The organism is Shewanella zhangzhouensis (genome assembly GCF_019457615.1).
Taxonomy (GTDB): domain Bacteria; phylum Pseudomonadota; class Gammaproteobacteria; order Enterobacterales; family Shewanellaceae; genus Shewanella; species Shewanella zhangzhouensis.
The window spans coordinates 1,346,008-1,366,894 of sequence record NZ_CP080414.1; the positions used below are offsets into that span (position 1 = coordinate 1,346,008).

The 20,887-nt window shown below is 55.1% G+C and carries 24 protein-coding genes; 14 read left to right on the forward strand and 10 right to left on the reverse strand.

The window, feature by feature from the left end; all coding sequences use genetic code 11:
- Positions 1-152: 152 nt before the first annotated feature.
- The gene (locus K0H63_RS05850; protein ID WP_220067123.1) at positions 153-1,058 is read right to left on the reverse strand and encodes a collagenase; all 906 of its coding nucleotides are present in this window, start codon (positions 1,056-1,058) and stop codon (positions 153-155) included.
- A gap of 143 nt (positions 1,059-1,201) precedes the next feature.
- Here K0H63_RS05850 and K0H63_RS05855 point away from each other — a divergent pair, with 143 nt between their 5' ends.
- Positions 1,202-2,986 (forward strand): M1 family metallopeptidase, encoded by a 1,785-nt coding sequence (locus K0H63_RS05855; protein ID WP_258405663.1) that lies wholly within the window; start codon positions 1,202-1,204, stop codon positions 2,984-2,986.
- A 225-nt stretch (positions 2,987-3,211) separates the two neighbouring features.
- Positions 3,212-3,445 carry a hypothetical protein gene (locus tag K0H63_RS05860; protein WP_220067125.1) on the forward strand — a complete coding sequence of 78 codons (234 nt, stop codon included), beginning with the start codon at positions 3,212-3,214 and terminating at the stop codon, positions 3,443-3,445.
- 206 nt (positions 3,446-3,651) lie between these two features.
- Here the strand turns inward: K0H63_RS05860 and K0H63_RS05865 are convergent, their stop codons facing one another.
- Positions 3,652-4,146, reverse strand: a complete 495-nt coding sequence (locus tag K0H63_RS05865) for a glutathione peroxidase (protein ID WP_220067126.1) — start codon at positions 4,144-4,146, stop codon at positions 3,652-3,654.
- A gap of 149 nt (positions 4,147-4,295) precedes the next feature.
- On the opposite strand from K0H63_RS05865, the gene K0H63_RS05870 reads away from it, so the two are divergent.
- Positions 4,296-5,672 carry a magnesium transporter gene (locus K0H63_RS05870; RefSeq protein ID WP_220067127.1) on the forward strand — a complete coding sequence of 459 codons (1,377 nt, stop codon included), beginning with the start codon at positions 4,296-4,298 and terminating at the stop codon, positions 5,670-5,672.
- A complete protein-coding gene (locus K0H63_RS05875; RefSeq protein WP_220067128.1) occupies positions 5,669-6,193 on the forward strand; it encodes a GNAT family N-acetyltransferase in 525 nt (174 codons plus the stop codon). The genes K0H63_RS05870 and K0H63_RS05875 overlap by 4 nt, the downstream gene beginning before the upstream one ends.
- Here the strand turns inward: K0H63_RS05875 and K0H63_RS05880 are convergent.
- On the reverse strand, positions 6,165-7,037 hold the full coding sequence (locus K0H63_RS05880) for a DMT family transporter (RefSeq protein ID WP_220067129.1): 873 nt from the start codon (positions 7,035-7,037) through the stop codon (positions 6,165-6,167). The two genes, K0H63_RS05875 and K0H63_RS05880, sit on opposite strands and share 29 nt — an antisense overlap.
- Positions 7,038-7,245: 208 nt before the next feature.
- Between K0H63_RS05880 and K0H63_RS05885 the strand changes: the two genes are divergently transcribed.
- Positions 7,246-8,895, forward strand: a complete 1,650-nt coding sequence (locus tag K0H63_RS05885; RefSeq protein WP_220067130.1) for a diguanylate cyclase — start codon at positions 7,246-7,248, stop codon at positions 8,893-8,895.
- A 247-nt stretch (positions 8,896-9,142) separates the two neighbouring features.
- On the opposite strand, the gene K0H63_RS05890 is transcribed toward K0H63_RS05885, so the two are convergent.
- The 4 genes from K0H63_RS05890 to K0H63_RS05905 form a co-directional block, all read right to left on the reverse strand.
- Positions 9,143-9,304, reverse strand: coding sequence for a hypothetical protein (locus tag K0H63_RS05890; RefSeq protein WP_011759201.1), 162 nt, complete (start codon positions 9,302-9,304; stop codon positions 9,143-9,145).
- A gap of 204 nt (positions 9,305-9,508) precedes the next feature.
- Positions 9,509-10,855 (reverse strand): RsmB/NOP family class I SAM-dependent RNA methyltransferase, encoded by a 1,347-nt coding sequence (locus K0H63_RS05895; protein ID WP_220067131.1) that lies wholly within the window; start codon positions 10,853-10,855, stop codon positions 9,509-9,511.
- A gap of 96 nt (positions 10,856-10,951) precedes the next feature.
- Positions 10,952-11,620 (reverse strand): glutathione S-transferase family protein, encoded by a 669-nt coding sequence (locus tag K0H63_RS05900; RefSeq protein ID WP_220067132.1) that lies wholly within the window; start codon positions 11,618-11,620, stop codon positions 10,952-10,954.
- Positions 11,621-11,632: 12 nt separating this feature from the next.
- A complete protein-coding gene (locus K0H63_RS05905; protein WP_220067133.1) occupies positions 11,633-12,262 on the reverse strand; it encodes a glutathione S-transferase family protein in 630 nt (209 codons plus the stop codon).
- A 114-nt stretch (positions 12,263-12,376) separates the two neighbouring features.
- Here K0H63_RS05905 and K0H63_RS05910 point away from each other — a divergent pair, with 114 nt between their 5' ends.
- On the forward strand, positions 12,377-12,949 hold the full coding sequence (locus K0H63_RS05910) for a TetR/AcrR family transcriptional regulator (RefSeq protein WP_220067134.1): 573 nt from the start codon (positions 12,377-12,379) through the stop codon (positions 12,947-12,949).
- Positions 12,950-12,977: 28 nt separating this feature from the next.
- Here the strand turns inward: K0H63_RS05910 and K0H63_RS05915 are convergent, their stop codons facing one another.
- Positions 12,978-13,649, reverse strand: coding sequence for a DUF2461 domain-containing protein (locus tag K0H63_RS05915; RefSeq protein WP_220067135.1), 672 nt, complete (start codon positions 13,647-13,649; stop codon positions 12,978-12,980).
- 100 nt (positions 13,650-13,749) lie between these two features.
- Here K0H63_RS05915 and K0H63_RS05920 point away from each other — a divergent pair, with 100 nt between their 5' ends.
- The 4 genes from K0H63_RS05920 (at position 13,750) to K0H63_RS05935 (ending at position 16,981) form a co-directional block, all read left to right on the forward strand.
- A complete protein-coding gene (locus tag K0H63_RS05920; protein ID WP_434086748.1) occupies positions 13,750-14,316 on the forward strand; it encodes a PhnA domain-containing protein in 567 nt (188 codons plus the stop codon).
- Positions 14,317-14,522: 206 nt separating this feature from the next.
- Positions 14,523-15,536, forward strand: a complete 1,014-nt coding sequence (locus K0H63_RS05925; protein WP_220067136.1) for a succinylglutamate desuccinylase/aspartoacylase family protein — start codon at positions 14,523-14,525, stop codon at positions 15,534-15,536.
- A gap of 9 nt (positions 15,537-15,545) precedes the next feature.
- On the forward strand, positions 15,546-16,154 hold the full coding sequence (locus K0H63_RS05930) for a fumarylacetoacetate hydrolase family protein (protein ID WP_220067137.1): 609 nt from the start codon (positions 15,546-15,548) through the stop codon (positions 16,152-16,154).
- A gap of 92 nt (positions 16,155-16,246) precedes the next feature.
- The gene (locus tag K0H63_RS05935) at positions 16,247-16,981 is read left to right on the forward strand and encodes a substrate-binding periplasmic protein (RefSeq protein ID WP_220067138.1); all 735 of its coding nucleotides are present in this window, start codon (positions 16,247-16,249) and stop codon (positions 16,979-16,981) included.
- Positions 16,982-16,988: 7 nt separating this feature from the next.
- On the opposite strand, the gene K0H63_RS05940 is transcribed toward K0H63_RS05935, so the two are convergent.
- Positions 16,989-17,516 (reverse strand): DUF333 domain-containing protein, encoded by a 528-nt coding sequence (locus K0H63_RS05940; RefSeq protein WP_220067139.1) that lies wholly within the window; start codon positions 17,514-17,516, stop codon positions 16,989-16,991.
- Positions 17,517-17,768: 252 nt separating this feature from the next.
- On the opposite strand from K0H63_RS05940, the gene K0H63_RS05945 reads away from it, so the two are divergent.
- On the forward strand, positions 17,769-18,377 hold the full coding sequence (locus K0H63_RS05945; protein WP_220067140.1) for a hypothetical protein: 609 nt from the start codon (positions 17,769-17,771) through the stop codon (positions 18,375-18,377).
- A 2-nt stretch (positions 18,378-18,379) separates the two neighbouring features.
- Here the strand turns inward: K0H63_RS05945 and K0H63_RS05950 are convergent, their stop codons facing one another.
- Positions 18,380-18,664, reverse strand: a complete 285-nt coding sequence (locus K0H63_RS05950) for a hypothetical protein (protein WP_258405664.1) — start codon at positions 18,662-18,664, stop codon at positions 18,380-18,382.
- A gap of 105 nt (positions 18,665-18,769) precedes the next feature.
- On the opposite strand from K0H63_RS05950, the gene K0H63_RS05955 reads away from it, so the two are divergent.
- The 3 genes from K0H63_RS05955 (at position 18,770) to K0H63_RS05965 (ending at position 20,832) form a co-directional block, all read left to right on the forward strand.
- A complete protein-coding gene (locus tag K0H63_RS05955) occupies positions 18,770-19,429 on the forward strand; it encodes a hypothetical protein (RefSeq protein WP_220067141.1) in 660 nt (219 codons plus the stop codon).
- Positions 19,430-19,522: 93 nt separating this feature from the next.
- Complete coding sequence (locus K0H63_RS05960; protein WP_220067142.1) at positions 19,523-20,413, forward strand: DMT family transporter; 891 nt, start codon at positions 19,523-19,525, stop codon at positions 20,411-20,413.
- Positions 20,413-20,832 (forward strand): GNAT family N-acetyltransferase, encoded by a 420-nt coding sequence (locus K0H63_RS05965; RefSeq protein ID WP_220067143.1) that lies wholly within the window; start codon positions 20,413-20,415, stop codon positions 20,830-20,832. The genes K0H63_RS05960 and K0H63_RS05965 overlap by 1 nt, the downstream gene beginning before the upstream one ends.
- The last annotated feature ends 55 nt before the right edge of the window (positions 20,833-20,887 follow it).

Here is a 20,887-nt window from a genome sequence, read left to right on the forward strand (position 1 = left end):
GAGGCGTTTTTGTTTTAAAGCGATAACAGATTTTGCGAAACAGGCAAAAAAAACGGCTCCCAATGGGAGCCGAACAAGTGTCTTTCCAAACTAAGGATGGTCGCGCTAGAAACCATCAAAAAGGGAGGATGATGAACGATGAATAACTCGGTTCAATTATTCAGACCGGCCATTTTTGGATTGGTTCCCGCCATTGGCAAATTTTTTGAAATTTTTTTCAGCCACAGGGAAAACTCCTCATCCATGCTGGTATGCCACTGTCGCACCAGCGCCTGATAGCGGGGATAATCGCCGTTGCGGGTGAAGCCGAGCATCTGTTCCAGTTTGTCCCTGTGGTGCTCCATCATAAACCGCACCGCAAGATAGCCCCAGCGGTAAACCCGTTCACTGCCACCGTTCTGCTTATAACTGGTGTCGAAGATTTCACTGAGGCGATAGCTGCCTCTGGCGGCCAGTTCAATGGCTGCAGCATTGTCATCCCCCCAGGCCAGGTACTCGGCAAGTCCCTCGGACCACCACACCAGATGGGGCAGCAAAGGCGCTGGCTTGGGGCAATACTCGGGGGCGCTGTGGGAGTCGTGCAATGAGGCACAAAAGTCGCCGTAGAGGTTAAAGCGGCCATCGAGATAATGCACATATTCATGGCGCAGATTCCAGATTCTGCCCTGCTTTTGATAGGCCACAAACTCGGCCTGATTGCCGGGACGCGCCGGATGTCCTTCCAGATACATGCCGCCATTGTCACTTGGCACATCGAAATGGGCGGTCACATAGGTTCGGTAAGCTTCTGCATCGGCATAGATGTTGGCTCTCATGGCCACATTATTGTCGTCCCTTACCGGCCTGTTGTGCGTATCGAGGAGCGTATGAAATCTCTGTTCCTGAGTGCTTAACAGGGTACAGGCTTCGTCGATTTGTGATGGCGTGATCGCCTGGGCGCGGATAATCAGGGTAGGGCTGCACTGGTGGGTTATGGACAGTATGGTCTCGACAGAGGGCAGGCTTTGGGCATGGCTTACAGCGGATAGCAGGCTTAAGGCGAGGAGTGACTGGCGCATTCGATCTCTCAGCATTATTGTGAATATTGTATGCAATATTGATTGATTTACAGGTGTTGTCAATCTTTCAGCGCCTGGCCCCTTGGTTGGAGCGCCTGGTAACTGCATACTTAAAGTGTAGATTTTTCACTATGGACTTCGTTATGCACCAGTGGGACAACCGGCACGACTATCACTCTTTCGCCAATACCGACAGCATCAGGGTGACGCACCTGTCACTCGACCTCGCCATCGACTTTGATACCAGATGCCTGCAGGGCTGTGTGCGCCTGGACTTTGTCAGAACTGAGGGTGACGCTGCCGATGTGTTGGTGTTGGATACCCGTGCACTGGCCATTGAGTCCATTACCGATTTGCATGGGCAGCCGCTGGACTGGGGGCTGGGGCAGGCCAGTGAGATCCTTGGGCAGGCACTCGAAATTATGCTGCCCAATGGCATTGCCAGTGTGTTGGTGCATTATCACACCACGGAGGATGCCGAGGGCCTGCAGTGGCTCGATGGTCCTCAAACTCAAAGCGGCAAACCCTATCTGTTTTCACAATCACAACCCGTCAACGCCCGCAGCTGGATCCCGCTGCAGGATACCCCCAAGGCCCGGGTGACCTTTGATGCCAGAGTGCGTGCCAGCGAGCCCTGCAGGGTGGTGATGAGTGCGCTCAATCAGGCCGATATGCCCGCAGACGGCGTGTTTGAGTTTGTGATGGATAAACCCATGCCGACCCATTTGCTTGCCATTGCCGCTGGTCAGATAGACAGGGTGCCTGTGAGTGAGCGCAGTGCCGTATTTGCCGAGCCTGCCATGGCAGGTCTGGCCGCCCGGGAGTTTGAAGATATCGAAGCCATGATGCAGATGGCTGAGTCGATTCTTGGGCCCTATGCCTGGGAGCGATACGACATGTTAATTCTGCCGCCGAGCTTTCCGTTCGGTGGCATGGAAAACCCCTGTCTGGCCTTTTTGACCCCGACCCTTATCGCCGGCGACAAGAGTCTGGTGTCCACCGTGGCCCATGAACTCGCCCATTCCTGGACCGGTAACCTGGTGAGTAACGCTACCTGGCGCGATCTCTGGCTCAACGAAGGTTTTACCACCTACTTTACCAATCGGATTGTGGAAGCCGTTTACGGCCGGGAGCAGGCTCAGCTTGAACTCATGCTGGAGTACGGCAGGCTGAAAGAAGAAATGGCGGGTATGCCGCTGCCACGGCAAACCCTGCCGGCCAATTTGCAGCAGGACGATCCCAACGCCGCCTTCAATCGCTTTACCTACGATAAAGCGTCCATGTTTGTGCACTTTCTCGAGGCACGCCTCGGCAGAACTGACTTTGACGCCTTTTTGCGGTCCTATATCGAGCACTATGCCTTTGTGGCCATCACTACCGAAGACTTTATCGAATATGCCAAAGGCACCTTGCTGCACACCCACGCAGATAAGGTGACTGAGGCAGAGCTCAGGGAATGGATTTATGGCGAAGGCTTGCCTGCGACCTTTATGCCGCCCATGTCTGAGAGTTTGGGGTGGGTGGTTGAATCCATGACCGAGTGGCTGGAAGGGCACCCATTGACACCAGAGCGCCTGTTTGGCTGGCGGGTTCAGCATTGGCAGTTCTTTTTGAATAATCTGCCTGAGCAGATATCCCAGGAGCAGCTGCTTGAGCTGGATGAGCGCTTTGCCTTGGGTGCATCCGGTAACGCTGAAATTGCCTGCGATTGGTTCAGGGTCGCTATCCGTAACCATTACGACCCGGTACTTGAGCAGGTCGAGGCGTTTCTGTGCCGAATTGGTCGGGCCAAGTTTGTCCGCCCGCTGTTTTTAGAGCTGCAGATAGCCGGTTATCGAAGCGAGCTTGAAGCTATCTACCACAGGGCCCGTGAGAGCTACCACCCTTCACTGCGGGTACAACTGGACCGTATGCTGTTTAACGGGTAACAGCGGCCTGACTTGATTCAGCTTTCTAAAAAGGCGCCCTGATTAAGGCGCCTTTTTTATTGGCAAAGCAAATTCACGCTTGTGGCAAAGGCCTTCTCCATCGAGATTGCCCTGCTTAATTAAGATAGCCTTGCGAGAAACGAGGGCGAGCGTCTGGAGGCTGGATAAAAAAAAGGCAACCAATGGTTGCCAGAGATGTTCAAGTCAGTCACAAGTGCTTGTTCAATGCGCCAGCAACAAGCCTATGCTGAAAGGGAGAATGATGATGAACTTTACCCATGCAGCTGTCGACTCATGTCGACTGCAAAAATTCGGTTCACTTATTCAGACCGGGCCTTTTTCAAGAAGTTCATCGTCGGCGTAAAAAATTCAAAAAAATTTTTTCCGGTGCAAAAGCAAATTATCCCAGTGGCCGTCCCGGCGGCGAATATTGCCTGTCGCTGTGCATTGGAGGCATAAAAAAAGGCAACCTGGGGAGGTTGCCATGTGATCCTTCAGTGGACCAAGGGGACTGCGCTAGTAAGTCCCAGGGAGAATGATGAACACGAAAACCCATTTCAATGTTCACTATGTTTGAGTCATGCGTTCGGTAAAAAGTTCCAAGCCCGGGCACAAAAAATAGCGAAAACGGCTGAGTTTTTACTATCTCCCTGATCCAAAATTGTTTATTTCGCGGCTTCGCTCAGCAGTGCCTCGATATCCTTTGCCAGTTTTTGGGGATCTGTGGTGGGGGCGAACCTGTCTCTCACCTTGCCGTCACGGCCGACCAAAAACTTGGTGAAGTTCCACTTGATGGCCTTACTGCCCAGAAGGCCCGGCGCTTCCTGCTTAAGATGAGTGAACAGCGGGTGGGCCTTGTCGCCATTGACATCGATTTTGGCAAACAGCGGGAAGGTCACACCAAAATTGAGTTCACAGAAACTCTGAATGTCTGACTCACTCCCTTGTTCCTGGGCTCCAAACTGATTGCAGGGAAAGCCGAGTATTTCCAGACCCTGCTCATGGTATTTGCGATAGAGGCTTTCCAGCCCCTGATATTGCGGGGTAAAGCCACATTTGCTGGCGGTATTGACTATCAATAAGACCTTACCGCGATAGTTGGCCAATGGCTGCTGCTCGCCCTTGATGGTGGTGGCGGCAAATTGATAAAGATCCGTCATAAAAATGCTCCGGGTAGAAAATGAACAAACACATTCTAGATGTATTTATTTAGGTGAGCAATTAAATTGCGTGCAATTTAATTGCTCGGTTGATATGACACAAAAATCTCAATATAGTCAGCCACAAGATGTAACCAACGGACGCCGCCGTGACAGAAAATTTGCCAGAACAGGAACCCAACCTGGCCCCACAGAATGAAGTGGGCCTGGTCGTACAACAGTTAACCGGCGCTGAGGGCCAGGCACAGGCCGAGGTGTTCTCAGAAATTCTCGAAGACGCCGAACCAGGCACTGTCGCACTGTTGCTGGAAGCCTTGCCGCTGGATGAGCGTTACGAGCGGTGGCAGCAAGTGGAGTTCGCTGATCGGGTAGAAGTGCTCAGCCTGATGCGCGCCGATCCGCGCATGGGCATCCTGCGGCGCATGCCAGACGACGAAGTCGACCTCCTCTTTGCCCAGTTAAGTCCTGAAGATCTGATTGAGTGGAGTGATTATCTCCCCGAGAGCTTTACCGACAGGGCATTGGCGCAAATGGGGGAGCGCCAGCGCCAGCACTTCGAACTCTATAATCAATATTCCGAAAACGAGATAGGCCGTTATGCCGACCACCAGATGTTGGTGCTTTCCACCAAGGCAACCATAGGTCAGGCGCAGCGCTTTTTTCGCCGAATCGAGCTCGACTGTAACGACTCGCTGTTTTTGGTGGACGAAGAAGACCACTTCCGGGGGGCCGTGAGTCGCTACGAGGTGTTTCGCAGTAATCCCGATGAGCCATTACTGAGTCTGATGGACGAAGACAGTCGAGCCATCAGCGCCGATGCGACCCTGATGGAAGCGGCTGAACTGCTCGAACACAGCCGTGATGTCGAGCTGCCGGTGGTGGACGACGAAGGTGGGCTGATTGGCCGGGTGACGTTGAGAACTGCTACCGAGTTGGTTCGGGAGCACTACGAAGCCCAGCTGATGGCGAGCGCCGGTATGAATGAAACCGACGACTTGTTTGCCCCCATTATGAAAGGTGCGCGGCGTCGCGCGGTTTGGCTGGGTATTAACCTGCTCACGGCCTTCCTCGCGTCGGCCACCATCGGTTTGTTTGAAGATGTGCTGTCGCAGGTGGTTGCCCTTGCGGTATTGATGCCTATCGTTGCCTCCATGGGCGGTATTGCCGGCAGCCAGTCGCTGACGCTGATGATCCGTGGCATGGCCATGGGGCAGATTTCGGCCGGTAACCTCTGGTCACTGATGAAAAACGAACTGGGCATAGGGGCAGTAAATGGCGTGCTCTGGGCCATTGTCATAGGCGCTGTGTCTGGCTGGTGGTTTAACAATGAAATCATTGGTATAGCCATTGGCTGCGCCATTCTGATCAATATGCTGGTGGCGGCCGGTGCCGGGGTATTGGTGCCCATGGTGCTGCAAAAAATGGATCAGGACCCTGCGCTATCGGGGTCGGTGATTCTGACCACAGTGACGGATGTGATTGGCTTTCTCAGTTTCCTTGGCCTTGCGACCATACTCTTTCTATGACGCCAACCCTCACCATCAGCCAAGCCACCAGCGATGCAGACTTCGCCGCCGCTGCGGATCTGATTGACAGCCGGGATGATAACCATCATCCCCTCGACAGAGCAGCACTGGCCAAGGCCAGATTGCTGCTGTTGGCGTGGCTCGATGATACCCCGGTGGGCTGCGGTGCCATTAAGGCGGGCGAGGGTGAGGTGGCGGAATTAGGCTATCTGGTGGTGGCCTCGGGTTATCGCCGCCTCGGCATTGGTGCCAGGCTCACCCAGGCCCGCATTGACTGGGCCAGCGCACAGGGGATAAAACTCCTGTGGGCGACGGTAAGAGCGGAAAACCAGGCCAGTCGTGAGAATCTGCTCAAGGCCGGTTGGCAATTTTACGGGGATTACCTCAGTATCCGCGGCACGGGCAATACCATAGGCTGGTATGTGTTGCCGCTCATGCAAGGACTCGATATCCAGGCTTTAATGGCGGGCCCCATTGGCAACAGGACACCCGTCATTCAGGGGAGCGGGGAGCCCGACTGACACGCTGGCGCCACAGCCCTTTAAGTTCCGGGTACACAGGCAACACAGCCGAGCACATCACCAGCCCAATGCCCACCAGGCTTAGCCAATTGGGCACCTCATCCAAGAACCATAATCCGAGCAAAGTGGCGAACACCAGTCCCGTGTACTCCGCCGGGGCCAGCTGGCTGGCATCGGCTCGTCGATAGGCATGGATCACCAGATAGGTCATGCCCAAATAGAAGAGTGCCAGCAGCATACCCACGATGGAGGCATCCCAAACCAGAGGTGCTCCTTCAAATGCCGCGGCGGGGATCAAAAACACCATGGCAAAAGCATTGGACCAGAACAGGGTGCTGAAGGGATGCTCAGCGGCGGAATAGCGCTTCAAAATGAGGTTATTGCTGGCGCTGATAAGAGCGCCCAATACCGCCAGCAGCAGGTAAGGGTTGAGGCTGCTTGGCTGGCTTATCATCAGGATGCCACAGAAACCGATAATGCCTGCAACACTGCGCCTGTAACCTATGGTTTCTTTTAAAAACGCGGCTGACATCACCAGCAGCATCAGCGGTGACAGGTAAAGCACGGCGGTCACTGAGGCCAGTGGCAGGTTCATAATGGCAATGAAAAACAGCCCATTGCCAAGGCCAATCAGCAGTGCCCGCACCATGTGTACCCGGTACAGGGGACTGATGCGCAGCCCTCCCTGAAGCCGCCAGACAAACGGCAGCACCAGCAGGGTGGCAAACAGCTGGCGATAGAGCACCAGCTGAAATACCCCCGTGTTCGGGTCGAGAAGTTTGATTAACAGACTGCCGGTGGCAATCAGCCATTGGGCCAGCAGTATCATCAGCAGAGCTTGCATTGAAACCCACACATCACAGGTCAGGCCGCCTAAAATACCACCGTACACATAAGCCGTCTTGCTGAAAATGAGCCGCTACAATTGAAAAAATGTGTTTGTAGCAATAAAGTTGCAGCTTGCTGCCTGCCCATCCTCATTGGGATGTCCTGTTATCAGGGAATGCGCACCTGTAGCCCCGTCTGAGCAACCGAGAATCACAATACAAATCATGGCTCGAATACTTGCAGCGATATTAGGCATTACTCTGTTCCTTCCCCTGTTCTGGTCAGTGAAGGCCAATGCCGCGGTTGCTCTGGATGCGCCTTACCAGTTTGTGGCTGCCGACGATGATGTATTGCCCACGGCCTTTGAAGCCGTGCCCGATTGGCTTGATAAGCACAAAGACATCAAAAGACTCCCTTTAAGTGGTGGCCAGTTTTATCTTGCCGTGCCCTTTATGGTGAATGAAAACCGCAGCGACTGGGTGGTCAATCTGCATAACTCCATCGCTGAAAAGGTGGATTATCTGGTGCTTGGGCGCGATGGCAGTCGTCAGCTCTCGAGCAGCGGCTATTACGCGCCTTATCAGTATCTTTTCGATTACGGCCGTAATGTCACCCTGAGATACGGGGTGGAATATTGGCTGCTGGTGCGGGTGGAGTCGCGCTACTTCTCATCCTTTCCCAAACTCGAAATCAACCCTGTGCCGGAGCATCGGCAGCTAACCGATAGACTGGCGGTGGCCGTGCTGCTTTGCCTGGGAGGGCTGCTGTTTATTGCCTTCTACAACTTGCTGATTTACGGCTCCACCAGGGACAAGGCGTTCCTGTATTACGGGCTGTATGTCATCGTGTATTTGCTTGGTTGGGCCTTTACCTTCCATGTCCCCGCACATCTTTTGAGCATTCATGGGATTGGTGTGCATCATGTGTTTTTTATCGGACTGCCAATTTTTAATATTCTGTTCTATAAACATTTTTTGCAGCTTCCCAGCTACTCACCCCGTTTGTGGCGTCTCAGCCAGTATCTGCTCTGGGCCTGTATTCTGGCGCTGCCCACCAGTTGGTTGCTGATTTCCTACACTGCCATTATTGCCTCGGTATTGATTGGTGCCTGGATAGTGCTGGCCATTGTGGCGGGTAATGTGTGCCTGATGAAGGGTTTCTCACCGGCCCGTTATTTCATCATGGCGTTTAGCTGCCTGCTGTTGCCTGCCATGTTGATTCTGCCCGGTAACATGGGGCTGACATCGGATATTATTGAATACGCCGAGTTTGCCACCCTGGCAGGTGGCACGGCCGACGCCCTGCTGCTCTCTCTGGCGTTGGCCAATAAGCTCAAGTTGCTGTCTGAAGAGCGCAAGGCTTATATCGAAGAGCTCAGCTCCGCCTGGGAAAAGGCCCGGGTCGACAGCCTCACCCAGATAGGCAATCGCTACGCCTTCGATGAATATCTGCAAACCTGCAATACCTTTGGTGTGGCGGTAACAAAACCCACGGCTCTGGTGCTGCTGGATGTCGATGGCATTAAGAAAGTCAATGACACCCTCGGTCATCAGGTGGGGGATGAACTGCTGAGAGTCCTGGTGCAGGAGCTAAAGTCGCTGGATATTCCCAAACTTAAACTCTTTCGGGTAGGGGGGGATGAGTTTGCGCTTTTTTTGGATGGGGCATTCTTATCTCTGGTCACCGACAAACTGGAGAATATAGAAACCATCTTTGCCCGGCAGGGCTTTACCGATGCCGGTGTCAGCTTCGGATATGCCCTGGACAGCGAGGTGCAAAAATCTCACGAATGGTTAAGGGCAGCTGACACCAGTATGTACACCTTTAAAGCCGAAAAAAGGCGCGAGCTGGCCGTCGATGCCATGGAGGCATGAGTCTTGGGTCGTGTGGGTGACAATCTGCTTTGATTACCCGTAGTGGATAAAAAGGCGGCCTGAAGGCCGCTTTTTTTATTGCCCGACACAGGTTTGGCAACGCGATGACCAAGGGCTAACGCATTTTGCACTGTGTATGCTCGCCAAGGCCGCAGTATCCACCTCTATTCAAAAGCGCATTTACCGGGAGCAGGATAAGAAAAAGGCAAGCCAAACGGCTTGCCTGAGAGTATTTGGTTGGGGAGCTTCAGCGCCACTTGCTTTGGAGATATTCCACCTCGGCATTTTCGTCAAAGTAGCGGCGCTTGGTATCGCGTCTACGCTGTTTGACCCGCTTGTTCTTTTGCTTCCCTTTGACGTTATCGCCCCATGGCGAGTCTTCGTCTTCAAATTCGTAGGAGTGTGACATGACCTTTTCCAGCTGAACACTTGTGCCACTCTGGCACAGGATCTTTTTACCCAATGGTCATGACAAGCTAAAGCGAAAAATTTATTGTTTTATGGTGAAAAAAATTGCCCGAAGCGGCGAGGCGGTCACAGTCTGAAACCAGCCTTAAATCCCAGCCCCGGGCGATTCGTTTGTGTTCGGTTTTATGAAGGCCACAAACCTGCTTCAGCGGCGACGCATACGGGCCACAAACATACCGTCGGCATTGGCCTGCTGTGGCCACAGGGTCAGAATAGCGCTCTGTTCACCACTGAAGGGATGTACGGTGGCATCGAGCTCAAAATCTTCATCTGAGGCCAAAAAGGCCTCGACCACGGTTTCGTTTTCGGCACGGGCCAGGGAGCAGGTGGCGTACACCAGCACGCCGCCGCTGCGCACCGCGGTGCTGGCGCGGCGCAAAATATCCAGCTGCAGCGCTGGCTTATCCAAAATGGTGCTGGCATCGTCAATCCAGCGCATGTCCGGGTTGCGGCGCCAGGTGCCGGTGCAGGAGCAGGGCGCATCCACGAGCACGCCATCAAAATAGTCTGCCTTGACCGGCAGTTTGTCACTGCGCCAGGGGCTGATTTGAATCGGCGCAAAACCGGCTTTATCGGCGCGGCGCAGCAGCTCTTCCAGTGCCTTGGGACGAATGTCGGAGGCGATGAGTTCACCCACGCCGCCGCGTTTTTGCATCAGTGAGAAAAGCTGCAGGCTCTTGCCGCCGGCGCCAGCGCAGGCATCCCACCAACGCTCGCCCGCTTTGGGAGCTGCCACTTCACCAATGGCCTGAGAAGCCAAATCCTGCACTTCAAGCTTGCCCGATTTATAGGCCGCCACCGCATCCAGGTTGATGCTTTGGCTGGCAAGCTCAATGGCATCATTAAATACTGTGCTTGGGACGGCGCAGATGTCATCGGCCTCAAGCTGCTTTATCACCTGCTCGCGGGATTCGCCCTGGGCACGGGTCCACAGGGGCGGGCGGCGGCAAAGCGCATCGACAAAAGCGAGCTTGTCACCCTCGGCCAGGCTGATGTGCTCCCAGGCCCACTCCGGCAGCAGATCCGTTGGGGCGAATTCACCGCCAAACTGCTTACCTAAGGCGGCGCAAAGGGCGTTAAGGCCCTCTGGCGAATCGCCAAAGGCAGGTATTTCCAACTTAGCCAGATTGGCCTGTGACAGCCAGCCGCTCTGGATATCCTGCCAGGGGTGATTTTCAATGGCGGCCACCAGGCTTAACTGGGTAAACCAACGCGGGCTCTGGGCCTCGCCCAAGCCTTCAATATTGGCATTTGCGTCATCGACGGCAGGCAGGTTTTTCAGCCAGCCCCACCAACGGAACAGGCCAAACAGGGTCTCACGGATAAGCTTACGGTCTTTGGAACCGTGCTTTTTATGCTCACGGAAATAGTTGGCCAGTACCCGGTCGGCACCTTCGCGCTGCTTAAAAATATGCGAAACCAGCAGATGCAGCGTGTTGGCATAACTGATGGCGCGGCGCTCGGCCGACGAGAGAGGTGCTGGATGTGACATGGGCGTGCCTGCGTGAAAAAACCGGCGCCGATTGTAGCAGATGCGCCGCGAGGGCGCATCTGGGAAGGCTGAAACTCAATTGCCGGGACTGGTGTCTCAGCGGGTTACCATCCTGGCGATGTCTTTGGCGCGCTCTTCGGCGGATTTCTCGCTTGGTGGTGGCACCGCAAGGCCCCTGGCTACGGCGGGCCGTGCAGCGATGCGCTCGAGCCAGTTTTGCAGTGCATCCAAACCACCGATATCCACGCCGCTCCAGTCATGGATGCGCACCCAGGGGAAGGTGGCGATATCGGCAATGCTGTACTCGTCACCGGCAAGATACGCATGCTTCTCAAGCTGGGTATTCATCACCTCAAACAGGCGCCGTCCTTCCTTTTGATAGCGCTCAATGGCGGCCGGAATTTTTTCCGGGAAGTAGCGATAAAACACGTTCGCCTGACCCATCATGGGGCCAACGCCGCCCATCTGGAACATCAGCCATTGGATAACCTGCGAGCGAGCCTTGGGCTCGGTTGGCAGTAACTTGCCGGTTTTCTCGGCCAGATACAGCAAGATGGCGCCCGATTCAAACACTGCAAAGTCGTCGTTATCGGTATCGACAATCGCCGGAATGCGGCCATTGGGGTTGATGGCCAGAAACTCTGGCTTCTTTTGCTCGAGGGTCATGAGATCGAGGGCATGCACCCGATAATCGAGCCCAAGTTCTTCAAGGGCGATGGAAATTTTATGGCCGTTGGGGGTTGCGGCGGTATAAAGCTCAATCATGGTGTGCTCCTTTTATTGCTGGCTTGTCAGCAGGGCGGCCACTGTGGGACGTGCGGCAATGGCGGCGTGCCAGCGGCGGATGTTGGGCATGGCATCGGTCAGTTCAATCTCGAGCCGTGGCAGGAAGCCTATCAGTACGAAACCTGTGATATCGGCAATGCTGAAGCGGTCGATGGCAACGAAGTCTCGGCCCTCGAGGCGTGCTTCCAGGGTAGGCAGAAACTCGATGATGCGCTCGCGGGATTCAGCGCCCCAGGCCTCAACAAAGCGCTCACGGTCTTTGAAAAAGCCGGTGAGGTTACGAAACGCCTGAAACGCCACCATCAGGCCATTCAGCTCCAGCACCCGGTTCCACATTTCCACCTGTGCCTGCTCCAGTGGACTGTTGCCAAACAGGCTTTGGTCACTTGGGTGCAGGGCATCGAAATAGCGGCAGATGGCGACTGATTCGCAGATATGGGTGCCATCGTCCAGCGCCAGCACTGGAATACGGCCATTGACGCTTTTACGTTTAAATTCAGGGGTCAGGTTGTCACCACCTCGCAAATCCAGTTGCTCTCTTGGCACCTCAATGCCGAGTTCTGCCAGAAAAATGCCGACACGGCGGGCACTGGGGGTAGGGGCAAGCTCGAGGATTTTCATAAGGTCTCTCTTTATCTGAACGATCGGTTAGGATAGAATCTACTGCATAACTGAACGAACGGTCAATAATTAGATCGTGAGTTGATATTCACTTTTGCGACGAGATATTCCCCAATGGCGCGAAGCTGTAATTTTTGCAAAGAGGAAAAGCTGGAACAGGCCATGAACCTGTTTTGGCAAAAAGGCTATGAGGGGACCTCGGTGGCCGATCTGGTCGAGCATTTGGGGATTAACCGTTTCAGCCTGTACAACAGCTTTGGCGATAAGCTGACGTTGTACCGTGAGGCGCTGCGCCGTTACCTCTACACCCGCGGCCTGACCGGACTGGGGCCACTTCAAGCCGATGATGCCGACATGGACGCCCTGATGAATTTGGTGGAAGAGTTTGCCGCCAAGCAAAAAGATCAGCAGTTTGGCTGCTTTATGCAAAACGCGCTCTTGGAGCGCAGTGTGGAAGATGACGAAGTCAGGCGTCTTGGCAATGAGCTGTTTGAAGGGCTGGAGCAGGCATTTTGTAAGGTGATTGCACGCTATCAGACCAAAGCGCGCGCCGCCGAACTGGCGGCCTTTCTGGTGATGCAGCTACAAGGTATTCGGGTGCTGGGCAAGTCAGGGCAGTTTGCCCTGCTCGATGCCGCCATGGTGGTGCTCAGAGGCGAAATCCAGCGTTGGAAAACGCCTGCCTGAGCCTATCTTGCCCTTTGGTCAGAACAACTCAGTAATCCAGCTCCAGCGCAAAGCACAAATAGCGCATCAGCTGTTGGCAGTGTTTAAACTCGGCGGTGAGCCTTGATGCAAAACCGGGTTGCAGCACCTCGTGATTTGCCAGGGATTTCACGGCGATAAAGTCTTTGCGTTTCAGCTCATCAATTAAAGGGTGCCCCTTGTCAAAGCCGCGCGGCGGACGTGACAGGCTGTCGCCGTCCATGGCAAAACCGCCGTCAGTCAGGGCCTTAAGCGCTTTTTGATAGGCGGCGGGGTTTTCATCGATACAGCTTCGGATGGCATTGAGCGCCTTGGGCTCGGGGTGCCAGATGCCGGCGCCAATAAAGCAGCCATCATTGGCGATATGCAGATACAGCCCGGGTGCATGCACATCCTTGCCCTGAAAATGCCGGAACTGAATACCGACATTGGTCTTGTAAGGGCGTTTGTCATGGCCAAAACGGGTGTCCCGCTGGGGCCGCATCAGGCTGCCCCCCACCTTCTTTGCCACCGCCGTGAGCCTGGGTGATAAGGCCACTATGCCGGGGGCGGCCGCTTCAATTAATTCAAGGGCAGGGGTGCGCACCTGGTCTTCATAGGTGTGCTGATTGGCCTTGAACCAGTCGCGCTCGTTATTGGCTTCGAGTGCGGCAAGAAAGTCGAAGGTCGCTTGGGTGAACATGATGTACTCCATGAACCGGGCTCGCTTTTTGGGGAAGATCACTGACGGCGAGTAAGGTTTTTGATAGAATCCTTGGTTTTGGTAAAAGTGACAGATCAAGATGACCGATGCAATCAGCCGTGCCTGCGGCAAATGTGAACTCTGCAGCGCAGAAACCGAACTTTCCCTGTTTGAAGTGCCAGCCAGTGGCGATCGCACTGACAACGATATCGCTCTGTGCGGTACCTGTCAGGCGCAAATCGCCGACACCGCCACCCTGGATGTAAACCACTGGCGCTGTCTGAACGACAGCATGTGGAGCACAGTGCCTGCCGTGCAGGTAATGGCCGCCCGTATGCTCAAAGAACTTTCCAGCGAAACCTGGGCTCAGGATCTGCTGGATATGATGTATCTGGACGAAGACACCCAGGCCTGGGTAGACGCGGCCAACGCCGAAGCTGCGCTGGATGCCGACGCAGCCCCCACACTGGACAGCAATGGTGCTCAGCTCGCCGCCGGTGATACCGTGGTGATCATCAAAGACCTGAACGTGAAGGGCACCAGTTTTGTGGCCAAGCGCGGCACCGCCGTGCGTAACATTGCCCTGACAAACAATCCCGAGCATATCGAAGGCCGGGTAAACGGTACCCGCATCGTTATTTTGAGCTGCTACGTTAAGAAATCCTGAGTGCCGGTTCACTGAGCATTCAGTTAAAAGGCTGCCGTCGGGCGGCCTTTTTTTATGGCTTATGCCCGGATGCCGGACTCCAGGCTTGTAATACAATCCCCAGGATTGTCGTGCCATTAAAGTCAGTGCAACGCCATTGCGCTCGCGGCGCTTCCTTTGCTAATTGCCTGAGTTACAATGGCTAAAAATGCCAGCGGGAAGCTATGATGGCCAGAAAACGTGAACCCTTCGAACTCGGCGGCACTCAGGTGGCTGCCGGCACTCAAGCCACGGTGCGTCTGCCGGTGGCACGACTCTACAACGATACGCCGGTCGACCTTCAGGTCGAGGTGTTTCATGGCAACAAGGCAGGCCCCGTGCTCTTGGTCTGCGCCGCTATCCATGGTGATGAGCTCAACGGCATCGAAATTTGTCGCCGTCTGCAGGGGCGTATCAATCCCAAGGCTCTCAGCGGTACCGTGCTCATGGTGCCCGTGGTCAACGTGTTTGGTTTTATTCAAAAGTCCCGTTATTTGCCCGACAGGCGCGATCTTAACCGCTGTTTCCCCGGCTCAGAGAAGGGGGCACTCACCAGTCGTCTGGCTCACCTGGTCACCCGGGAGCTGGTATCCCGTGCAACCCATATTCTTGATTTGCACACAGGTGCCATTCACCGCGATAACCTGCCGCAAATCCGCTGCAATACCGATGATGAGGTGCTGATGGGCATGGCAAGGGCCTTTGGTGCGCCCCTGATTATGCACAGCGATGCCAAGGGCAACTCGCTGCGTGGGTACGCAGCAAAAGCCGGTGTGCCCTGTATTTTGTATGAAGCAGGAGAAGCGCTGCGATTTTCCGAGGCGGCCATTCGTACGGGCCTCAAGGGCGCGGTTAACCTGTTGCGCCACCTGGGCATGCAGAAGGGCAGATTGTCCCGAGGCGGCACCGATGTGGCGGCGGCCCGCAGCTACTGGATACGCTCCGAGGCCGACGGCCTGGTGCTGCAAAAAGTAAAATTGGGGCAGCGGGTGAACAAGGGGAATATTCTGGCGTATCTGGCCAGCCCCCACAGCCAGGACACCCTGCCCATTCGCTCTCCCAGCGACGGTATCGTCATAGGCATCACCAATATCCCGGTTACCAATGAGGGGGAGGGGCTTTACCATATTGCCCAGTTTGCCGGTGACGAAATTGAAATCGTTAACGAACAACTGGATGAGTTTTTGATGGAATACGCCTAAGGAGCAAAGATGAAGCAGGTGTTTTTATCGGGCCGGGCGGTATCGCCGTCCAAGGTGGTCTGTATTGGCCGTAACTACGTGGCCCACGCAGAAGAGCTCGGCAACGAAGTGCCCACCGAGCCCGTTGTTTTTGTTAAGCCTGCCAGCGCCATTGGTAATGTGCTGCACAGCATCCAGGACGAAGTGCTCCACTATGAGGCTGAAATTTGCTTTATGGTGGCCGGCGGCCAATTGGTGGCCGCCAGTGTGGGCCTGGACTTAACCAAGCGAGCGACCCAAAACCGCCTGAAAACCAAAGGCTTGCCCTGGGAGCGGGCAAAGGCCTTCGATGGCTCTGCACTCTTTGGTGAGTTTGTGCCCTGCTCGAGCAGTGAAGGGCTTAGTCTGGTGTTCAGTTGTGATGGCGTCGTGTTGCAGCAGGGCGGCTGCGAGCTGATGTTGTTCTCACCCGAGCAACTGCTTGAGGAGGTCGCTTCATTTATGACGCTGGAAGATGGCGACATTCTGATGACGGGAACCCCCGCGGGTGTTGGCCCCTTACAGGCGGGAGGGCACTACCGCGCCGAGCTGCGCCGTGGTGATGAGCTGTTGACCAGTGTGAGTTGGACGGCACACTGAGCTTATCTCCTTCAATCTTTTAGCCTGACATGACTTGGGCGGCGCCCGAAAATACGTAATACTTTCGAGTAGTGTATTCGGTCGGAGCTGCCATGGTCAGGCTCTTTCTCTTTGTGACATTGCCTTTCTGTGCCGTCCTTGCCTCGGCAGGGGAGCTGCGAGCCTGTATCGATGAGTTTCCGCCCTATCAGAGTCTGATACCTGAGCCCCATGGCGATAACATTGCCGCATTGAGGCTGCTCGCCAGGCTTATAGACCATGACCCCGTGTTCTTGCCCAGCCCGAACTTTGCCCGTTGTCAGCGCATGCTCGATACAGGGGATGCCGATATTGTCGCTGGCGTCATTGCCAGTGCGGAGCGGCAACAGCGATGGATCCTGTTACCTTACCGCCGGGACAGCCGCTACCTGTTTCTGACCCGGCCCGGCGGTGTCACCGTAAGCCGCTATGATGACCTACTGGGCCACAGCATCGCTGTAAGTCGTAATACCATGTATTTTGATGATTTTGATAATGATAACCGCTTGAAAAAAGAGGTGGTCGGCGACCTGGTCACGGGGGTGAGAATGTTGCTGGCAGACAGGGTTGACGTGGTGATAGCCCCCGAAAATGCCCTGCCATTCCTCAGTCGCGAGTTTTCAAACTTTGCCCAGGCAGTGCAGGCATCTGAGTACCGATATCAGGAGGACAGGGTTATCCAATTTGCCTTAAGCCGCCAGCACCGCCTGGACATCGATGAGCAAAGGCTGCGGCGGGTGATTACCGAGGCCTTTGAACAATCCTTATTTGAGTCGGCGCTGCAGGCCATGCCCGCCAGCGCCCAATAGCTTGATGTCACTGTGCCTTGTGGTGGGATCTAAATAAATCCCAGGCATTCATTGTGGTGCCGTCGGCAAGCTGACACATTCCTGCCTCACCCTCCTCTTGCTGCTTGATAAGGTATTGGCCACCAATTTTTTCACAATATTCGGCGGCGGGGTTAGGCATGGACACAGGCGCTGTGCTGACCGGTTTTCCCGCGTCGGCACTGGCCGAATCTGTCACGGCTTTTGCGTGGGCGCGATATAGGGTCCAGGCATCCACTACCTTGCCGTTGGGCAGATGACATTCCCCTTTTTCGTCATGACTTCCTTCGCCTGGGGCTGCCAATGCATATTGCCCGCCCATTTTTTCGCAAAACTCAGCCGCAGGATTGGCCAAGGTAGGGGCTTGTGCACTATTGACCTTTGATGACTCATCCACGGCGGTTTTTACCGTTTCGGGAGCGGCAGTGTCAGCGCTTGGGGCCGGCGGCGCATTATCACAGCCACCCATGGCGGCACAGATTAACAGGGCAGGCAGACTGATGTAGGGCTTGGGCATCTTAACTCCTTGATGAAGGTGGCTTATGGTTGCGGCTGTTATAGGTCAATCCTGACCAGAATAGGGGGCTTCAGGGGGCGATACCAGTCCAAGGGCGACTGATTTATGGGTGAGTTTGACCAGTGTCTCCGAAAGTCTTTTGCCGATGGTCGCCATTTGACAAAAACCGGGTGCCGGATAGGTATTCGGGGGGCGCTCATGCTATGGTAGCTAATAATCTCAATCACTTGCACAACCTATTGGAGACATGCAATGAGACTTGTCTTAAGTGCGCTGCTGACGGCAGTCCTCTCCATCGCCCTCGTGGGCTGTAAGAGTACAGAGCCGCCAAAAGACATCAGCCTTGCCCAGGCCGATCCTGTAATGCTAAGGCTTTTTTCCATTAAAACCCTGGCGGGTTTTACGCTGCGGGTACCCGAGAGCGAAGCCGTTGCCCGCTTATCCACCTTTGTTGAAACGCCTCTTCCCTGGGCGAGCGGTGATTACAGCGACGGCCCTGTGCGGGGGCAGGTATTATTGGGATATCGGGATTTGCAAATGACCAATGCCAGGCTGGCGGGAGCACAGCTGATGGTGGCGCCCTTTGTGGTAACCAATCAGGGTTCAGGCAGTTTCTGGTATTTGGGATTATTTGGCCTTAAGGCCGAAAGTGGCACTGTCACCCATCTGAGTTCGGTGTTCCTTGGCGACAGAATCGAGCTTCGGGGGATAAGTGTGGCGGCCAGCCAGTTTTTACCCCTGACAGTGACCACCGAGCTTCTGGTCCGGGATGCCAATCAGGCCATGGCCGAGACACCCGGTTTGTTGGATTTGCGCCGGTTTGAGATAAGCCCTCAGGGGCAATTGATGGCGCTCGACTGAGGTTACTCTACCTCAAGCTCAATGTCGGTACAGCCCTTGGGGCAGCGGATATGGCCCAACACGTGGGTTTCACCGGCAGCCGGTAAGCTGGCTGCCAGGGGCTTGCCGCAGTGGCTGCAGGGGATGGTTTTGCCGGCGAGCAAATCTTTGATGAGTCTTTTCTGGGCATTAAAAGATTGGCTGCTGGATTTATTGATAGTGCTGAAATCGGTCATGGCATGCTGCTTGGGTTGGTACTGCCGGCCATTATAGCCATAAGAGCAGGGCGGTGACAGCCTGTTGGTCAAGCCCCGTAAATCCTGGTCTTGAGGCAAGTTTAGGGCTTTTACCTGGTAATAAATGGAAACTCGCCCGGGAAAGTGTTCTTACCCCATAACATCAGGGAGGAATTGATGATGAAACAAATCCCCGGAATTGGTTATTCAAACGGTGTTGCACGAATGGCCGCCCTCAGCCTGTTGCTGACAATCAGCACCATGGCGTCAGCTGCGCCGGATACGGCCACTGGGTTAACCGCAGCCCCTTCGGAATCCGCCCTGAGCACCGAGGCCAGTAAAGTAGCCGATCCGCAGCAAGGTTCAGAGCCACAGCAAGCTGCAGGGCTTATCGATTCTCAGCGTCCCGACGGCGCGAGCGATACGGCCAGGGGCGCTGAAATTACGGGCACGGATTCGATGGCCATGGGTGCAACAGACGCTCAGGCACTGATTGGCAGTTGGGAGCTGGTTTCCGGGCGCTATCTGGATGGGGAAGGCCGCTGGGTGTCCTATAACACACTCGGGCTGGTCGCCATCAAGGTTATTTCCGCCGGCCACTTCAGTTTTACCACCATGAAAACAGTGAAAAACAAACCGGAATTTTGGGCGGCCGGCGCCGGTGAGTATCGCATCGATGGGATGAGCTACACCGAATACCCCAGTTTTAATTCTTTTCAGGTACCTCAGGGACAAGGCTTTAGTTTTGACTATGAATTGATTGGAAATCAGTGGCATACCAAGCGATTTGAAGATGGTGTTCTCAAAGAAGAAGAGGTTTGGCAAAGGCTCGACTGACAGGGCTTCTTCCCATTGCCTCAGGGGCTATCCCTTTACAGTATTTCAGGCCACCCCTAAACTGGCTGCGCATTCGTTGGGGGAGATCCAATCATGGCCTTGGGGGCTTGGTTAAAACTATTATTGCTGTCGGCAATTTGGGGCGCGTCTTTTTTATTTATCCGCATCGGGGTGACTGAGCTCGGGCCCGCGTGGCTGATGTTTCTGCGGGTCACCTTTGCTGCCTTATTCCTGCTCGGCGGCGCCATCTATCTGAAAAAGGCTCTTATAGGCTCGGCGCCCCTCAAGCACTTCGTCATTCTTGGCGGCATCAATACCGCGCTGCCGTTTCTGCTTTATGGTTTTGCCGCCACTGAGCTTGCTGCGTCCCTGATGTCCGTGCTCAATGCCACGGCGCCGCTGTGGAGCACGTTGCTGCTTGCCATCTGGCAAAGGGCCATGCCAAGGGGCGCCGCCCTGGGTGGACTTATCACAGGTTTTTGTGGCGTGGTGCTGCTGGCGGGCGTGGAGAGTTTATCGCTTTCTGCCGAGGGGCTTTGGGCCCTGGCTGCGGGGCTTGGCGCCGCTGTCTGTTACGCCTTTGCCAGCATTTACACCAAGGCATCCAATCATGGCAATGCCTACAGCAATGCCCACGGCTGCATGTGGGCCGCCAGCGCCTGGCTGTTGCCCACCTTGCTGTTTGCCGCGCCCCCAGAATCCATGCCTTCCTCTGGCACCCTGGCTGCTGTGGTGACTCTGGGGGTACTGTGCAGCGGTGTGGCCTATCTTTTGTATTTCAGGCTAATCGATGAAGTGGGCGCCACCTCGGCATTAACCGTCACCTTCCTTATTCCGGTATTCGGTATCCTGTGGGGGGCCTTGTTCCTGGGTGAACATATCGGCTGGCACACCCTCCTTGGCACCGCCATCATTTTGCTTGGTACGGCCATCAGTACCGGCAGCTTACCGCGGCTGCGCCGCTTTGCAGGAGAGCGAGTCTGATGCCCTTTATTGCCGATGAAACTCCGGCGTTTGCCGAGGTGGTGAAAAGTAAGATTGCCGCCTTCAATGCCGGGCACTGGGATGCCAGCCAACGTCGGCCCATAGGCTTCAAACAGCTCCATGACAACGGTGAACTTGCAGCCGGTATCGCCGGGCGCACCTTTGGTAACTGGTGCCTGATTGATAACTTTTGGGTGTGCGACAGTTTGCGGGGGCAGGGGATTGGCAGCGCCTTACTGGCCACGGCCGAAGAGGAAGCTCTTGCCAGAGGGTGTCGATGGTTACTGCTCGATACCCTGGCGTTTCAGGCGCCCGCGTTTTACAAAAGCCGCGGTTATCACACCGTTTGGTGTCAGTCCGACTATCCATTCGACGGTGGCCAGCGCTTTTACATGGTGAAAAAACTGCAAGCCGAATGAGGTGTTGCGGCATTGCAATGAGGTGGTCCGGCGATACAATGGCTGCTTGCAGTCA

Coding starts and splice junctions, on each gene's coding strand:
- K0H63_RS05850 (WP_220067123.1), bottom strand. CDS start 1,058: ATGCGCCAGTCACTCCTCGCCTTAAGCCTGCTATCCGCTGTAAGCCAT.
- K0H63_RS05855 (WP_258405663.1), top strand. CDS start 1,202: ATGCACCAGTGGGACAACCGGCACGACTATCACTCTTTCGCCAATACC.
- K0H63_RS05860 (WP_220067125.1), top strand. CDS start 3,212: ATGCGCCAGCAACAAGCCTATGCTGAAAGGGAGAATGATGATGAACTT.
- K0H63_RS05865 (WP_220067126.1), bottom strand. CDS start 4,146: ATGACGGATCTTTATCAATTTGCCGCCACCACCATCAAGGGCGAGCAG.
- K0H63_RS05875 (WP_220067128.1), top strand. CDS start 5,669: ATGACGCCAACCCTCACCATCAGCCAAGCCACCAGCGATGCAGACTTC.
- K0H63_RS05880 (WP_220067129.1), bottom strand. CDS start 7,037: ATGCAAGCTCTGCTGATGATACTGCTGGCCCAATGGCTGATTGCCACC.
- K0H63_RS05885 (WP_220067130.1), top strand. CDS start 7,246: ATGGCTCGAATACTTGCAGCGATATTAGGCATTACTCTGTTCCTTCCC.
- K0H63_RS05890 (WP_011759201.1), bottom strand. CDS start 9,304: ATGTCACACTCCTACGAATTTGAAGACGAAGACTCGCCATGGGGCGAT.
- K0H63_RS05895 (WP_220067131.1), bottom strand. CDS start 10,855: ATGTCACATCCAGCACCTCTCTCGTCGGCCGAGCGCCGCGCCATCAGT.
- K0H63_RS05900 (WP_220067132.1), bottom strand. CDS start 11,620: ATGATTGAGCTTTATACCGCCGCAACCCCCAACGGCCATAAAATTTCC.
- K0H63_RS05905 (WP_220067133.1), bottom strand. CDS start 12,262: ATGAAAATCCTCGAGCTTGCCCCTACCCCCAGTGCCCGCCGTGTCGGC.
- K0H63_RS05910 (WP_220067134.1), top strand. CDS start 12,377: ATGGCGCGAAGCTGTAATTTTTGCAAAGAGGAAAAGCTGGAACAGGCC.
- K0H63_RS05915 (WP_220067135.1), bottom strand. CDS start 13,649: ATGTTCACCCAAGCGACCTTCGACTTTCTTGCCGCACTCGAAGCCAAT.
- K0H63_RS05920 (WP_434086748.1), top strand. CDS start 13,750: ATGACCGATGCAATCAGCCGTGCCTGCGGCAAATGTGAACTCTGCAGC.
- K0H63_RS05925 (WP_220067136.1), top strand. CDS start 14,523: ATGGCCAGAAAACGTGAACCCTTCGAACTCGGCGGCACTCAGGTGGCT.
- K0H63_RS05930 (WP_220067137.1), top strand. CDS start 15,546: ATGAAGCAGGTGTTTTTATCGGGCCGGGCGGTATCGCCGTCCAAGGTG.
- K0H63_RS05935 (WP_220067138.1), top strand. CDS start 16,247: ATGGTCAGGCTCTTTCTCTTTGTGACATTGCCTTTCTGTGCCGTCCTT.
- K0H63_RS05940 (WP_220067139.1), bottom strand. CDS start 17,516: ATGCCCAAGCCCTACATCAGTCTGCCTGCCCTGTTAATCTGTGCCGCC.
- K0H63_RS05945 (WP_220067140.1), top strand. CDS start 17,769: ATGAGACTTGTCTTAAGTGCGCTGCTGACGGCAGTCCTCTCCATCGCC.
- K0H63_RS05955 (WP_220067141.1), top strand. CDS start 18,770: ATGATGAAACAAATCCCCGGAATTGGTTATTCAAACGGTGTTGCACGA.
- K0H63_RS05960 (WP_220067142.1), top strand. CDS start 19,523: ATGGCCTTGGGGGCTTGGTTAAAACTATTATTGCTGTCGGCAATTTGG.
- K0H63_RS05965 (WP_220067143.1), top strand. CDS start 20,413: ATGCCCTTTATTGCCGATGAAACTCCGGCGTTTGCCGAGGTGGTGAAA.